The sequence below is a fragment of the Salmonella sp. SJTUF15581 genome, assembly GCF_043356775.1.
In the GTDB taxonomy this organism is placed as follows: Bacteria; Pseudomonadota; Gammaproteobacteria; order Enterobacterales; family Enterobacteriaceae; genus Salmonella; species Salmonella enterica.
The window spans coordinates 45569-60675 of record NZ_JBEUJY010000022.1 but is presented as its reverse complement, the minus strand read 5'-3'; the positions used below and the strand labels follow the sequence as shown (position 1 = coordinate 60675).

Sequence of the window (15107 nt, the reverse complement as noted above, 5' to 3'; positions counted from 1 at the left end):
GGTAATGACTCCAACTTATTGATAGTGTTTTATGTTCAGATAATGCCCGATGACTTTGTCATGCAGCTCCACCGATTTTGAGAACGACAGCGACTTCCGTCCCAGCCGTGCCAGGTGCTGCCTCAGATTCAGGTTATGCCGCTCAATTCGCTGCGTATATCGCTTGCTGATTACGTGCAGCTTTCCCTTCAGGCGGGATTCATACAGCGGCCAGCCATCCGTCATCCATATCACCACGTCAAAGGGTGACAGCAGGCTCAGAAGACGCTCCAGTGTGGCCAGAGTGCGTTCACCGAAAACGTGCGCCACAACTGTCCTCCGTATCCTGTCATACGCGTAAAACAGCCAGCGCTGACGTGATTTAGCACCGACGTAGCCCCACTGTTCGTCCATTTCAGCGCAGACAATCACATCACTGCCCGGTTGTATGCGCGAGGTTACCGACTGCGGCCTGAGTTTTTTAAGTGACGTAAAACCGTGTTGAGGCCAACGCCCATAATGCGGGCAGTTGCCCGGCATCCAACGCCATTCATGGCCATATCAATGATTTTCTGGTGCGTACCGGGTTGAGAAGCGGTGTAAGTGAACTGCAGTTGCCATGTTTTACGGCAGTGAGAGCAGAGATAGCGCTGGTGTCCGGCAGTGCTTTTGCCGTTACGCACCACCCCGTCAGTAGCTGAACAGGAGGGACAGCTGATAGAAACAGAAGCCACTGGAGCACCTCAAAAACACCATCATACACTAAATCAGTAAGTTGGCAGCATCACCCCCCAGGCGCATTATGACTGGGTCAGGCCGGGCATTATTTTGTACGGCGCGTCGCCGTCAGGACAGTGGCGGGATATTGCCGATACCGGACTAAAACCCGTGATGACGCTGAGTAGCGAAATTATTGGCGTGCAGACGTTGAGCGTGGGTGAAAGGGTAGGCTATGGCGGAAGGTATTCTGTGACTCAGGAACAACGCATTGGCATCGTCGCGGCGGGTTATGCCGATGGCTATCCACGCCATGCGCCGACCGGGACGCCCGTGCTGGTGGACGGTATCCGTACCAGAACAGTAGGCACCGTTTCAATGGATATGCTGGCGGTGGATTTGACGCCGTGTCCGCAGGCGGGAATCGGCACGCCGGTTGAATTATGGGGCAAAGAAATTAAGGTCGATGATGTCGCCTCTGCGGCAGGCACGCTGGGCTATGAGCTACTGTGCGCCGTAGCGCCGCGCGTGCCGTTTGTGACAACGTAACCTAATTCAGGCTAAGGCGTCGACCGGTCCACCGGGGGCGGGTCGACGTTGTCCGGCGACCTTATTCTGCTTCGTCTTCGGCGACGCGTACCCCAATCTTGCGTACCACGTTATCTTCTTTTTCAGCTACCGTCCAAATCATGCCGCCAAACTCCACCTGATCGCCGACGACCGGCGCAGCGCCCAGCAGTTGCTGTATGATTTCACCCAGGGTTTGTTGTTTATCCCGGTATTCCGTTCCTTCTTCCAGCCCGTAGATAAGCGCCACGTCGGCGAATTTCGCATTCGCTTCGAGGATAAAATCGCCAAAGAAACGCTGATCTAACGAAACCGGCGGCGACTGGCTAAACAATTTGCCCAGCGCTGGCAGATCGCGCTCCCGGCCAATCACGCAGAGTACGTCGCCTTCCTGCAGGCGAGTGCTACCCGTGGGGTGAAACAGTTCATTATTGCGAAATAGCGCGGCAATGCGGGTTTCGTTCGGCATATGCAGGTCGCGCAACGCCGCGCCGACGCACCATTTGTCGGCGCTCAACTGATAGATGAATTGCTCCCACGGATTATCAGGATGGATGTCAAGCCCCACGCGCGATACTGGCCAGCCAACCGGAGGCACGACCACTTTGGCTCTTTTCGCCGCCCATGACAGCGATGTTCCCTGCAGGAGCAGCGACACCAGTACCACAAAGAAAGCGACATTAAAGAACAGGCGAGCGTTTTCAAGCCCGGCCATCATCGGGAAAACGGCGAGAATAATCGGCACCGCGCCGCGCAGTCCGACCCAACTGATGAAAATGCGCTCCCGAAGATTGAAGCCGCGAAATGGCAGCAGGCCGGTAAACACCGACAGCGGGCGGGCGAAGAAAATCATCCAGATAGAGAGAATAAGCGCAGGGACGGCAATCGGCCACAGATCGGAAGGCGTCACCAGCAGCCCCAGAACCAGGAACATCGCGATCTGCGCCAGCCAGGCCAGTCCGTCAAAGTTTTGCAGGATGCCGTAACGGTTGCGAATCGGACGGTTTCCTAACAGGAATCCGCACAGATAGACCGCGAGAATGCCGCTGCCTTCAAGCGCAGTCGTCAAAGCAAAAATCAGAATACCGCCGCTGAGCGCCAGCATCGGATACAGGCCGCTGGGCAGAGAAATACGGTTGATCATCTGCTGTAGTAGGTAACCGCCGCCGAGGCCAAAAACAATACCGAGACCGAACTGCTGGATAATATGGACGGCAAACATCCAGTCCAGACCGGTTTCATGTTTCTGGATCATCTCAATTAATGTAATGGTCAGAAAAACGGCCATCGGGTCGTTACTTCCCGATTCGATCTCCAGCGTGGAGCCTACACGTTCGTTTAGCCCTTTGCCGCCAAGCAGAGAAAAGACCGCCGCGGCGTCAGTAGAACCGACTATCGCGCCGATAAGCAGACCTTCGATAAGATCCAGATGAAACAGCCAGGCGGCCATCATACCTGTTAACCCCGACGTGATCAGTACGCCGAGCGTCGCCAGCGACAGCGCGGGGCCCAGCGCTACCCGGAAAGAGCTGGCCTGGGTGCGCATGCCGCCATCGAGTAAAATAATCGCCAGCGCCAGGTTACTGACCATATAAGCGAAAGGATAATTATCGAAAGGAATACCGCCAATGCCATCCACACCCGCTAACATCCCAATGGCGAGGAAAATGACCAGAATCGGGATACCCAGTCGCGATGAGAATGAACTTAACAGGATACTGCTGGTTACAAGGATGGAACCTAAAATAAATAGACTAATAATTGTTGCAGCATCCAACGTTTTATATCTCCTGACTCACACGACTTCGTATTATTTAACATTAACATAATAACGGCCAGGGCAGCGTTTTACTTAGCCTGTCGGGGACTTTTTTTACAATTGCAGCGTAGGATGTCCAGATAAAGTGAGTTGAGTCCCCTGGCGCGTATTTTTAAGCGTCGCGTTTGCCCCGATAGGGAGCGTCACCGTACGCTGTTCATGCCCGAAGTCGAGACCGGTAATCAGCGGAACGGACAGACGGGAACGTAAAAACGCGTAGACGCTCTCCAGAGAATAGCCGGCGTCATACTCGTTGGGCGCCGCGCCGCTAAAGCTGCCGAGAACGATGGCGCTCTGGCGGTTTAAAATTCCGGCGTACTCCAGTTGCAAAAGCATACGCTCCACCCGGAAAGGATGCTCATTGACATCTTCCAGCACTAAAATTCCTTTATCGATAGTCGGCATCCAGGGCGTACCGATAAGGGAAATCAACATCGCCAGATTTCCGCCCCATAAGGTGCCTTGTACGTCGCACTGAGGGCCGTCGCCTTGCCACTCTACGGTAAATTGCGCCTTGCGTAGCGCCAGCCAGAAATGTTGCTCGGTGAACGTATTCAGCGTTTCGGAGCCAAAATTTGCCGCCAGCATAGGACCGCTAAAGGTGATGACATTGGCCTGCGCCAGGAGTCCAGCCTGAATCGCCGTAAAATCGCTATGACCGCAAATCAGTAAGGGATCGCGCTGTTGCCGGGAGGCGAGCGCCTGCCAGTCGATACGATCCAGCAAGCGGCTGGCGCCATAGCCGCCGCGAACCGGCATGACGATCGTATCCGGCGAAGTTAGCGAGGCCAGCGAATTAACATCGGCCAGCCGTTCCGCGTCCGTACCGGCAAAACGCTGATAGCGGCGACGAATCACCTCGTCATTCTCCACCTGATGACCCGCGTCAGTCAGGCGCTGAACGCCGCGTAACGCGGCCTGTTGGTTAATACAGTAGCCCGAGGGGGCGATTAAATGAAACAGAGACATGGTAATTCCTTGCTGACAATAGAATGCAAATGTATATCATGCCGCATATATTAGGCGATGTCCCTCGTTGTGCGACGTTTCTGGATGCGCACCAGGGAGGCAACCTAAGTGCCTGGCCGGGGCGGTATGACCTCTTCGGCAGATAAGTTACGGCTATAAGGATAGATGACGTGAAATTAAGATGGTTTGCTTTTTTGGTAGTAATACTGGCTGGCTGTAGCTCAAAACAGGATTACAGGAATCCGCCGTGGAATGCCGAAGTGCCTGTAAAGCGTGCGATGCAGTGGATGCCCATCAGTGAAAAAGCCGGGGCGGCATGGGGGGTTGATCCGCATTTAATCACCGCGATTATCGCCATTGAATCCGGCGGCAACCCTAACGCGGTCAGTAAGTCCAATGCGATTGGCCTGATGCAGTTAAAGGCGTCGACCTCCGGGCGCGACGTTTACCGTCGTATGGGCTGGCGTGGCGAACCGACCACCAGCGAGCTGAAAAACCCTGAGCGTAACATCTCAATGGGCGCGGCGTATCTGAGCATTCTGGAAAATGGGCCGCTGGCCGGCATCAAAGATCCGCAGGTGATGCAATATGCGCTGGTCGTCTCTTATGCTAACGGCGCAGGCGCGTTATTGCGTACTTTTTCATCCGACAGGAAGAAGGCGATAGAAAAAATTAACGATCTGGATGCGGACGAGTTTTTTGAACATGTTGTTGATAATCATCCCGCGCCGCAGGCGCCGCGCTATATCTGGAAGCTTCAGCAGGCGCTGGACGCCATGTAGTTTAGCGTGAAGATTATTCTCGCACTTTATTCGCTCTTTCTCGGGCCTCGCGCTCAAGCGAAAAAATAATCCGCTGCAACTCCCGCTCCACCGCCGGGCTAACGTTAAGGAAACGAAAGCTCAGGCGGGGAGTGGTGATCGTTTCATTTTTCCCATCAATCACCTTACGCTCGCTGATGGAGATAAGCTGGGCGTCAACGTGAAAAATCCCCCATGGCCCCATGTTCAGTTCAACCTGCGAAAAGCGTGCGCCTTCGATTAGTCCGTCGGGGATGGCGGATTCCAGTAGCGCGCCCATGCCGCCCAGGGAAAGATCAAACAGGCGAAAACGTAACGTACGGGTGTCCGGTAGCGTGGTGACGCCGTAATAAGGCGGATACAGCGGCGCGCCAATACGAAAATACTCCCGGCGCTGGACAAACCACAGTGACGACGGCAGGGGCGTGATAAAGGCCGGCAGCCGCTGATATTCACCTGTAACGAGTTGCGGCAACGTGAACTCGACTTTTGCGCCCTGCGTTTCTGCGATAATGGCTACCTGCCCGGCACGTAATACGGCGCTATTTTCGTATTCCTGGCTGCCGTAATCCACGATGAGTTTTTCCGGGTCTACCGCCAAAATTTTACTGATGAATTGACCATGCGCCCATGAAATACGCAGTGGAACCTGATTTTTATTTAAATCCCGTAGCACGCCTAATATCGCTAATGGATTTTTTTTCAGGAACTGCTCATTGTAACCACTCACACGAAATAACCCCTGATACGCAGACTATCGTTGGGTTATCGGCATCGGTAGAAAGAACTTAATAGCGATAAATAAATTTTTATGTCCGCGAGATAAATCAGTGTTCAGAAATGCGACGCTCGACTTTGCCTATACTTAAAACGTTTTTACTGGAAAGAGGGTTCGCAAATGGGAATTATCGCCTGGATTGTTTTTGGTTTGATTGCCGGCGTTATCGCCAAATTGCTTATGCCGGGGCGCGATGGCGGGGGATTTATCCTGACCTGTATTCTCGGTATCGTCGGGGCGGTCGTTGGCGGATGGTTGGCGACGATGTTTGGTATTGGCGGCAGTATCAGCGGCTTTAATCTGCACAGTTTCCTGGTCGCCGTGGTGGGCGCGATTGTGGTGCTGGTGATTTTCCGCCTTCTGCGACGCGGCTAACCGCTGCAGAACGTGTAAGCGTTGACCCGGTCAGCGCCGGGTCAACCTACTATAAACACGCGTTACTGCGTCGCTGCAGACGGCGTTTTTGTCGGCGTTGCGCTTAACGATGCCGGACGAGTAGACGGTACGCTATCGCACGGTTTTTCCTGCGGACAAATCAGATCGAGCATTTTCAGCGTCACGCCGTTGGTCCAGCCAAAGCCGTCCTGAAGGGGATATTCGCCGCCGCCACCGCCGGTTCCGGTACTGCTGACGTCATATTTTTCGACCAGTTTTTTCTCGCGATCGTAGGTGTGCTGCACATTGGTTAAAAAGCGCCAGGTGACTTCCATTGCCACGTCATCCTGCCCATAATTTTGCAATCCTTCGGCAGCGACCCATTGTAACGGCGCCCAGCCGTTTGGCGCATCCCACTGCTGTCCGCTTTTAACCGAGGTGGTAGCCAGCCCGCCAGGCTGTAGCAGATGCGCCTGGGCCGCCGCCGCCACTTTCGCGGCGCGATCTTTCGCGGCGGCGTTTACATAGAGCGGGAACAGCGCGGCAGCGGTGAGTTGGTTGCGGATTTTATTGTTCTGCAGATCGTAGTCGGCATACCAACCCTCTTTGTTATTCCACAGATGCATTTCAATGGCTTTTTGCCGCGCGTTGGCCAGCGCGTCATATTGCGAGGCTTTGGCCCGATCGCCCGCCGCAGCGCTGGCGCGGGCGAGGGTTTTCTCCAGCTGATACAGCAGAGCGTTAAGATCGACAGGGACAATCGTGGTGGTACGAATGGTACTGAGCTGCTGCGGATTATCCATCCAGCGGGAGCTGAAATCCCAGCCGGAGGCGGCGGCAGATCGGAGGTCCCGATAGATCTCCGTTGCCGGGCGGTTGGGGTTGCTTTTGGCGGTAGCGATATCTTCAACCCAGGATTCAGGGCGGGGCGTATCCCGATCGTCCCAGTAGCGGTTGAGAACGCTGCCGTCTTCCAGTTTGACGACGCGTTGGTTTTGTTGCCCTGGCTGCAATGTCTCAACGCCCTCCATCCAATAGGCGTACTCTTTTTGCAGTTGCGGCAGGTATTCTTTCAGCGCATCGTCACCTTCATGTTCCGCCAGTAACTCAACCATAAACGCAAAGAAAGGCGGCTGCGAACGACTCAGGTAGTAGGTACGGTTGCCGTTGGGAATATGCCCCCAGGCGTCAATTTCGTAACCAAAGTTCGCCACCATATCCGCCACCTTATCCCAGTGCCCGCTTTCCGCCAGCCCCAGCATCGTAAAATAGCTGTCCCAGTAGTAAATCTCTCTGAATCGTCCACCCGGCACGACATAGGATTCAGGCAACGGCAAGAGCGAGTCCCACTTTTCGACGTTTTTAGTTGAACGGGTCAGCACCGGCCACAGGCCATCAATATGTTCACGCAATGACTGCCCGGCAGGCGGGACATATTTTTCACCCGCTTTCGGCAGGGTGAAGTTAACATCAACAAAATGACGCAAATCGAAGCCGGACTGGTTCCGCTGCATACGATAATCCGCAAGAATCATGAGCGGATCGCTATTAGGTATGGCGTCAGCAAAGGTTTTCTGATCGGGGAAGAGTTTTGCATTCTGGACATCATTAAAGAGCGGGCCAAGCAAAATATCCGGCGGCTGCGGAGTTTCAGTGTCGGAAGACGGGTCTGCGGCAGTCGCCGAAAACGATGCAAACGTCAGCAGCGTCCCTGCCAGCGCCAGTTTTATGGCTTTCTGTAGTAGAACAGAACGGCGAATCTCTGGGGGTATCATCAAGTTATCTCCTTAGCGGTGAGCCAAAGCCAACGGCATTTACCATGACAAAACCTTAGTCTACGATGACCAGATACGCGTGATTGAACCGCTATTTTGCGAACAAACAGACATTTTATTGAGACAGAATTTATCGGCGCGCGCGTGGAAAACGGGGTATACAGACAAAAAATCCACGCCGGGACGTGGATTTTAGCGCAATAACTTGTAGCCTTAACCCGGATAGATACCGCGATCTTTACGGGCCAACAGAATGCGCTCACAGGCGACAATATAGGCTGCGGTGCGCAGAGAACAGGATTTCTCAGCCGCTTTCTCCCAGACATGGACGATCGCGTCGGTCATGATTTTGTCCATGCGCGCGTTGATCTCTTCTTCGCTCCAGAAGAAGCTGGCCATATCTTGTACCCATTCGAAGTAGCTGACGGTTACGCCGCCTGCGTTACAGACCACGTCAGGCACCACAAGGATACCACGGCTGGCCAGAACATCATCAGCATCCGGATAGGTCGGGCCGTTAGCCCCTTCCAGCACCAGCTTACACGTCAGGGCTTCCGCGCGCTGACGAGTTATCTGGCCTTCAAGCGCCGCCGGGATCAGAATATCCATCTCCAGACGCCAGAACGCATCGCTGGCGATAGTTTCCGCGCCCGGGAAACCGGCTATCTGTTTGTGTTCTGTCTGCCATGCCGTGAGCGCCTTCATGTCAATACCGGTGGCGTTAAACAGCGTTGCGGTATGATCCTGAATCGCCACGACACGGGCGCCAGCGCCTGCAAACAGACGCGCGGCTTCGCTGCCGACGTTACCAAAACCCTGAACCGCAACGCGAGCGCCTTCAACGGCGATATTCGCCCGACGCGCGGCTTCCAGCCCGCTGACGAAAACGCCGCGCCCCGTCGCTTTTTCACGGCCCAGCGAACCGCCAAGATGGATAGGCTTACCGGTGACGACGCCAGTGACCGTCGTGCCATGATTCATGGAATACGTATCCATCATCCAGGCCATCACTTTACCGTTGGTGCCGACATCCGGCGCAGGAATATCTTTCTGCGGCCCGATGATAATGCCGATCTCGCTGGTATAGCGGCGGGTCAAACGCTCCAGTTCACCTTCCGACAGCGAGAACGGATCGACGCGGATGCCGCCTTTGGCGCCGCCGTACGGCAGATTCAGCGCGGCACATTTGATGGTCATCCATGCTGACAGGGCCATCACTTCATTGAGATCAACGTCAGGATGGTAGCGAACACCGCCTTTACCCGGACCTCGGGAGAGGTTGTGCTGCACGCGATATCCTTCGAAATGACGAATAGTGCCATCATCCATTTGTACCGGAATATCGACGATCAGAGCGCGTTTTGGGTGGCGCAGAGTATCCACCCAGGGGGATAACTCGCCCAGATAAGGGGCCACACGCTCGATTTGTTGCAGGTAGGTATTCCAGGCAGATGTGCTGCTATCTGAAGCGTAAGATAACTTATCCATGATAAACCTTAGTGATAAAAGTAATATGTTCTTTAATTGACCGTGGTACATAGTAGATCACACCATGTAGCGATAAATTTAACACTTTTTTAAACAATTAACTCAGATCAAAAATGGCAGGCAGTTGGATTTTCGTTATGTTTTTGGATGAGAAGTGGTTAACTATCCGTTATAAGAGGTGATATATCGCTAATTATGCAATTATTTGCTTAAATATGCGCAATATGTGCAAGGCGGCTATTTGTCATAATTATGACGCACCTCTAAAAGTAAACGTTATGATAACGACATGTATCAATGTTATGTCGTCCTGTCGGCGGGGAAACGTCTTCGCCAGGCGCGTAAAAAGATAAAAATAACCGGAGTCAGACGGCGCTGGCCCCGGTTTACCTCTTTATTGTTGACGCGACTCAAGCCATACCAGCGCCAGCGTCGACAGTGAGCACATCAGCAGAATGCCGACAAACCACAGTAAATACCACATCGCTCCCGCTCCCTAATAAAGTTCATGATCGTTGCGGCGGAGGGTCTCCAGGTTGATACGCCCCAACATTTTGTAATAGCTCCATAGCGTATAGAGCAGTACGATCGGCAGAAAAATCAGCACAATCACCAGCATGATTTCGAGCGTCATCTGGCTGGAGGTGCTGTCCCACACCGTCAGGCTGGAGAGAGGACTAACACTCGACGGCATCACAAAAGGAAATAGCGTTATTCCGGCGGTAAAGATGACGCAGGCCTGGGTCAGGGAAGCGAACAGAAATCCACGAATAGTCTGACCGCGAAGGCAGGCATAGAAAGCCAGAATCGGCAGGATCATACCGAGCAACGGGATGATGAGCAGTAGCGGCGAGCGTATAAAGTGGTTCATCCATGCGCCAGGGAGTATCGCCACGCCTTTTAAGAGCGGATTGGAAGGGCCGTTGGCATCCTGCGTGAGTAAGACAAAGCCATCAACGCCGGCCCACAGCCAGTAACCGGCCAGCAGGAAGCAGATCACGATCAGCAGCGCGCTGTGGCGGGTGGCCGACAGAGCCCGTTGACGAATAACGCCCTCCGTTTTCAACTGTAACCAGACGCCTCCTTGCATAATCACCAACGACAGACTCAATAATCCACACAGTAGGGCAAAGGGCGAGAGTAACTGCCAGAAGGTGCCAAAATAGTCAACATGAAGCTGCGGCGTGAAGGCAAACGGCACGCCTAAAAACAGGTTGCCGAACGCGATGCCGAATACGACTGGGGGCACCAGGCTGCCGATAACCAGACCGGTATCCCACAGCGCGCGCCAGCGGGCATTGGCGATTTTACCCCGATAATCAAAGGCCAGCGGGCGAAAGAAGAGGGCACACAGCACCAGGATCATCGCCACATAAAAACCGGAAAACGCGGCGGCATAGACCCGTGGCCAGGCGGCGAATAATGCCCCGCCCGCGAGAATCAACCATACCTGGTTTCCTTCCCAGTGGGCGCCGACGCTATTGATCAATACCCGGCGTTCGTCATCGTTGCGCGCTATCAGCGGGAGCAGGCAACCGACACCCATATCAAACCCGTCAGTTACCATAAATGCCACCAGGATGACGCCGATCAGCAGCCACCAAATGAACCGCAACGTTTCATAATCCAACATGATTGTCTCCTTTATCCCTGTTGTTGCGCTTGTTGTTGATGTTGCATGGCGCTCGGCCCAAGACGCGCGTACTTCTGCATCAGATAGACTTCCGCGATTAAAAACAGGGTGTAAAGCCCGAGGATAAGCCCCATTGAGAAGGCCAACTGGCCCGGCGTCAGCGCGGAGTGAGCGTACCAGGTCGGCAGAATGTCCTGAATCGCCCAAGGCTGACGGCCAAACTCCGTCATAAACCAACCGGCTTCAATGGCAATCCACGGTAACGGCAGGCTCCACAGCGTCATACGCAATACCCAGCGATGCTGGTCGATACGCATTCGCAGCGTCTGTATCAACGCAATCAACATCACCACTAACAGCAGCGAACCGCAGCCGACCATAATACGGAAACTCCAGAACACCGGCGCCACCTGAGGAATAGCGCCACGCTGGGCCGCACGATATTGCTCCGGCGTCACATGGTTCATATCCGGGGCATATTTCGCCAGCAGAATGCCGTACCCCAGATCGCCCTCAACGGCGTGAAACGCATTCAGCACCTGCGGCGAGCGATTGCCTTGCGCTATCTCCTGCATGAGTAGCCAAGCCTCCCGGCCACGCTTCAGGCGCGGCAGAGTGTCGTCCATCAGGTTTTTTAACCCCGGAACTGGCGTATCCAGCGAATGGGTGGCCAGAATACCCAGCAGAGCAGGGATCTTCACGGCAAACGCATTACGCTCCTGTTCCTGCTGCGGCCAGGCAATCAGATGAAACGGCGCGGGCGCGGGTTCGGTTTGCCATTCGCCTTCCATCGCCGCCAGTTTCACCGGCTGAATTTGGGCGACCTCGTAGGCCGAACTGTCCCCCAGTTGCAGGGTTCCCAGAATGGCCAGGGTGCCGAATACTGAGCTGATAGCAAACGAGCGCAAGGCCACTTCACGCTCGCGGCCACGTAGCAGATACCAGGCGCTGATGGACATAATAAACATGGCGCCGGTGACATAACCGGACATGACGGTATGGACGAATTTCACCTGGCTCACCGGGTTAAAGACCAGATCGCTGAAGCTGCTCATTTCCATCCGTAATGTATCGATGTTGAAATGAGCGCCGGTAGGATGCTGCATCCAGCCATTGGCATTCAGAATCCATAATGCTGAAATATTGGAGCCGAAGGCCACCAGCCAGGTGACCAGCAGGTGTTGGTATTTATTCAGCCGCTGCCAGCCGAAAAAGAACAGGCCGACAAAAGTGGATTCGAGAAAGAAGGCCAGTAACGCTTCCATCGCCAGCGGCGCGCCGAAAATATCGCCCACATAGTTGGAATAGAGCGACCAGTTAGTCCCGAACTGAAACTCCATGGTCAGGCCGGTAGCCACACCGAGAGCAAAATTGATCCCGAAGAGCTTGCCCCAGAAACGCGTCATATCGCGGTAGACGGTTTTCCCCGTCACCACATAGATCGTCTCCATGACGGCCAGCAAAAAAATCAGCCCAAGCGTAAGAGGAACAAATAAAAAGTGATACAGCGCGGTCAGCGCAAACTGCCAGCGCGATAAGTCAATGACATCCCACATGCTAACTCCTGTAGGCAGAAAGAGAGTAAAAAGCTAATCAGTACCGGACACCGGTGACGTTCCTGTTGAGAGCGCTAGCGCGTCTCCAGCCATCGGCAGACTTCATCCAGGCGCTGGCGCGAATCGGCCAGATCTTCCGGGGCCGCCAGTACCAGCTCCGGCAAAGGACAAATCTCATAGCTATCGAGCAACGGCCCTTTAAGGGCGTCCAGACAGCGCACATGCCAGAGATGGCGCAATGCTGTGGCGTTGATTTGGCTTTCGCCATACCCGGAGATGCGAATCTGGATGTTCCCGTGTCCGCATAAACGCGCCAGAAAAAGACGATCGGCCTCGCTGAGCGGCAGTTGGGTCAAATTGATGCTGTGAGGTTGCAACGCCGGATCGCGTACGTGCGCCAATAATTCATGGGCCAGCGGCAGTCCATTCATCAGGCCAGCGACAGGCGGAGGCAGCAGAGAGTCGTCAGGCAGCGTATCGGCAGTCGCCGCTTGCCATAATGTCAGGGGCGCGCTACCCGCTTCCAGACGATCCGTCAGCAGACGTCGGTTATGCAGATGGCGTACCCGCCACAGGCCGCAGAAGATGGTCTCCTGGATCTCGCTTTCACTCCCGTCCGGATGCTGAATGCGTACCGAGACTTCGCCTTCGCCCAATAGCGTATTGAGGAATGAGAGATCATCGGCATTCAGGGGAGATAACTCCCATCCCAGCACGTCGCCGACTTCCGGGATGCGCCGGGCAAGCTGACCTCGCAGATCGGTCAACAATGCCATCACCGCCGGGCTGTGAGCGCAGCGCTCCAGCGCCGCCATACTTGGGTCGCCATTGACCTGACAGGTGAGCGGTAAGGGATTCATCGAGAAACTGGCGTCATCAGGCTGCGTACCTGGCCCCAGCAGATGAAAAAAGGCGTTGCTCATTGTACTGTCTCCTGCGCTGCGGGAGTGTCAACCATCGAACGCATCAGCGTGAGCAGTTCAGCCCAGGGATGAATGCCGCTGAGCGCGCCGCGTAGCTCGCCGTCTGTAAAAACTAACGTCGCCGGAAACCGACGAACATTAAAGCGATCGCCGATAGCTTCGCTTTGTTCAAGGTCGGCCACCGCCACCTGCCAGTCAAACTGCGGGAACTCACGCAGGAGTTCGGCAATCATCACCGGGTTATCGCTGACTTCCGGCGTACGCCGCGGATCGCTACTTAACAGGATGACGCCATCTCCAACCCGTTTGATCCAGTCGTCTACCGTGGAAGCCTCTACCGGTTGCCATCCACGGGTTAACAGGCGTTGCCATAGCGCAGAGAACGGGGTGTCATTCGCCACTTCTTTTGCCCTCCAGACGTGTCTGATACTGACGTATGCGCACTCCCTCATAATTTTCCATCGACAGGCATTTATAGTTCAGGCAGCGTGCGACCTCGTTTGCCTGCGGTACGATCCCCCAGGCGGCCAGTTGCGCCAGGGCGGCCTGTTCCGCCGCCGGTAGCTGGCCGCGAGCTATTTCGCTCAGGCTACCGCCGTAGTCGTCCAGTAGCGCCGGTTGCAGGCCGACCAGAGCTATGTGACAGGGCAGATGCCCGCGGATGTCGGCCAGCGCCAGAACTTCGGAAAAACTGTTTTGATGCAGGCTCATTTTTTTGGCGCTGAGATACGCGGGGATTTTCTCGCCGGCATAGGTTCGCAGGCTGCCCGGCGCCAGGCCGTAATCGATCGCGTCAAGGAGCAGGAGATGGCTGGCTTGCTCAACATAACCTAACAGGTTTAGCCCTTGCGTACCGCCGTCCACAATTTCTACCTCTTCAGGCCAGTGATATCGGGCATACAAACGCTCCGCGACCCGGATACCGAATCCTTCATCGGCCCACAGCAGGTTTCCTAACCCCATCACCACTACGCGTTGCGCATTCATGAGGGCTCCTTGTCGTGCGGTTTGGGGAATTTATGGCTGCGATAGCCATTGATCATGGTGGAGATCACCGTATCGTCGGACATAATGTCTTCCCGGATAGCGAGGTAAACGTGCCCGACGATGAAGGCGGCGATCAGCCACATGCCCAGTCGGTGCCAGCTGTGAATATCGATGGAGTTGCCGCCGGTCCAGTAGAAAAATTCAACCACATAGCGGAACGGCGCAAAGATCGCGTACTGGCTATGCTCCCCAAACAGAGCGAAACCGGTGAGGATCATAAATACCGACAACAGGAAATAGCCGAACATCGCGGCCTGCGCGACAGGGTTATGTCCGATGTCGCTCCCCGGTTTTTTCTCCAGAAACAGATACCAGCGGACCACGGAGAAAGCGCCTTGCCACCAACTGCGACGCCAGACCGGGACGATAAACAGCTCTCGTGAATAGCGGTTGCCGACACAGGCCCAATAAATTCGCCCCAGCAGTAACACGGTAAAGATCATCGCGGCGGCAAAGTGGATCAGCCGGATATAGCCCATATAAAACAGATAGGTCGCCTCGCCACTCACCGACGGCAGCGGTCGGCCAATGAAGTAGCCTGTTACCATCAGTACCAACATGCAGGCCACCGTTAGCCAGTGCCACAGGCGTACCGGCGCTTCAAACACATAGTGGCTGACGGCAGTATCACGCGCCTCCCCGACGCGTGGAGATAGCTTTCCAGTCATCGTTCTTTTCCTT

15 protein-coding genes and 1 pseudogene are annotated in these 15107 nt (G+C 54.8%); 3 read left to right on the top strand and 13 right to left on the bottom strand.

The genetic code is table 11. From position 1 onward, the window contains the following. Positions 1-15 precede the first annotated feature (15 nt). Positions 16-713, bottom strand: a protein-coding gene (locus tag ABVN36_RS23520; RefSeq protein WP_223367361.1) for an IS1 family transposase whose coding sequence is annotated in 2 segments (ribosomal slippage) — positions 16-464 and positions 464-713 — 699 coding nt in all. Because the reading frame shifts where the segments join, the coding sequence is not laid out codon by codon here. Between the two features lie 55 nt (positions 714-768). Here ABVN36_RS23520 and alr point away from each other — a divergent pair. After that, positions 769-1245: pseudogene (gene alr, locus ABVN36_RS23515) on the top strand (alanine racemase); the annotation flags it as partial. Between the two features lie 61 nt (positions 1246-1306). On the opposite strand, the gene ABVN36_RS23510 reads toward alr, so the two are convergent. Together ABVN36_RS23510 and ldcA are read right to left on the bottom strand one after the other, a co-directional pair. Further along, entirely contained in the window at positions 1307-3040 is a 1734-nt protein-coding gene (locus ABVN36_RS23510) for a potassium/proton antiporter (protein WP_000338376.1), read from the bottom strand. A 96-nt stretch (positions 3041-3136) separates the two neighbouring features. After that, positions 3137-4051, bottom strand: coding sequence for a muramoyltetrapeptide carboxypeptidase (gene ldcA, locus ABVN36_RS23505; RefSeq protein ID WP_023138860.1), 915 nt, complete (start codon positions 4049-4051; stop codon positions 3137-3139). 170 nt (positions 4052-4221) lie between these two features. Between ldcA and emtA the strand changes: the two genes are divergently transcribed. Next, a complete protein-coding gene (emtA, locus tag ABVN36_RS23500) occupies positions 4222-4833 on the top strand; it encodes a membrane-bound lytic murein transglycosylase EmtA (RefSeq protein WP_000776974.1) in 612 nt (203 codons plus the stop codon). Positions 4834-4846: 13 nt separating this feature from the next. On the opposite strand, the gene ycgR is transcribed toward emtA, so the two are convergent. Next, on the bottom strand, positions 4847-5581 hold the full coding sequence (gene ycgR, locus ABVN36_RS23495) for a flagellar brake protein YcgR (protein ID WP_000017415.1): 735 nt from the start codon (positions 5579-5581) through the stop codon (positions 4847-4849). Positions 5582-5749: 168 nt separating this feature from the next. Here ycgR and ABVN36_RS23490 point away from each other — a divergent pair, with 168 nt between their 5' ends. Beyond that, the gene (locus ABVN36_RS23490; RefSeq protein WP_000511323.1) at positions 5750-6004 is read left to right on the top strand and encodes a GlsB/YeaQ/YmgE family stress response membrane protein; all 255 of its coding nucleotides are present in this window, start codon (positions 5750-5752) and stop codon (positions 6002-6004) included. 62 nt (positions 6005-6066) lie between these two features. On the opposite strand, the gene ABVN36_RS23485 is transcribed toward ABVN36_RS23490, so the two are convergent. The 9 genes from ABVN36_RS23485 to hyaC form a co-directional block, all read right to left on the bottom strand. Then, positions 6067-7779 carry an alpha,alpha-trehalase gene (locus ABVN36_RS23485; RefSeq protein ID WP_000612818.1) on the bottom strand — a complete coding sequence of 571 codons (1713 nt, stop codon included), beginning with the start codon at positions 7777-7779 and terminating at the stop codon, positions 6067-6069. Between the two features lie 213 nt (positions 7780-7992). Continuing rightward, positions 7993-9267, bottom strand: coding sequence for a Glu/Leu/Phe/Val dehydrogenase (locus ABVN36_RS23480; protein ID WP_001526439.1), 1275 nt, complete (start codon positions 9265-9267; stop codon positions 7993-7995). A gap of 394 nt (positions 9268-9661) precedes the next feature. Then, positions 9662-9751: a cytochrome bd-II oxidase subunit CbdX gene (gene cbdX / locus ABVN36_RS23475; RefSeq protein WP_000270301.1), complete on the bottom strand. Its 90-nt coding sequence runs from the start codon at positions 9749-9751 to the stop codon at positions 9662-9664. Positions 9752-9763: 12 nt separating this feature from the next. Beyond that, positions 9764-10900 carry a cytochrome d ubiquinol oxidase subunit II gene (gene appB / locus ABVN36_RS23470; protein ID WP_000888110.1) on the bottom strand — a complete coding sequence of 379 codons (1137 nt, stop codon included), beginning with the start codon at positions 10898-10900 and terminating at the stop codon, positions 9764-9766. 11 nt (positions 10901-10911) lie between these two features. Further along, positions 10912-12456, bottom strand: a complete 1545-nt coding sequence (gene appC, locus ABVN36_RS23465; RefSeq protein WP_023138859.1) for a cytochrome bd-II oxidase subunit 1 — start codon at positions 12454-12456, stop codon at positions 10912-10914. A 74-nt stretch (positions 12457-12530) separates the two neighbouring features. Continuing rightward, the gene (locus tag ABVN36_RS23460) at positions 12531-13379 is read right to left on the bottom strand and encodes a hydrogenase expression/formation protein (RefSeq protein WP_000063377.1); all 849 of its coding nucleotides are present in this window, start codon (positions 13377-13379) and stop codon (positions 12531-12533) included. Further along, a complete protein-coding gene (gene hyaE / locus ABVN36_RS23455) occupies positions 13376-13780 on the bottom strand; it encodes a hydrogenase-1 operon protein HyaE (RefSeq protein ID WP_001262580.1) in 405 nt (134 codons plus the stop codon). The genes ABVN36_RS23460 and hyaE overlap by 4 nt, the downstream gene beginning before the upstream one ends. Continuing rightward, a complete protein-coding gene (hyaD, locus tag ABVN36_RS23450; protein ID WP_000993801.1) occupies positions 13770-14366 on the bottom strand; it encodes a hydrogenase 1 maturation protease in 597 nt (198 codons plus the stop codon). Before hyaD ends, hyaE begins: the two co-directional genes overlap by 11 nt. Further along, positions 14363-15094 carry a Ni/Fe-hydrogenase b-type cytochrome subunit gene (gene hyaC / locus ABVN36_RS23445; protein ID WP_000147031.1) on the bottom strand — a complete coding sequence of 244 codons (732 nt, stop codon included), beginning with the start codon at positions 15092-15094 and terminating at the stop codon, positions 14363-14365. The genes hyaD and hyaC overlap by 4 nt, the downstream gene beginning before the upstream one ends. Between the last annotated feature and the right edge of the window lie 13 nt (positions 15095-15107).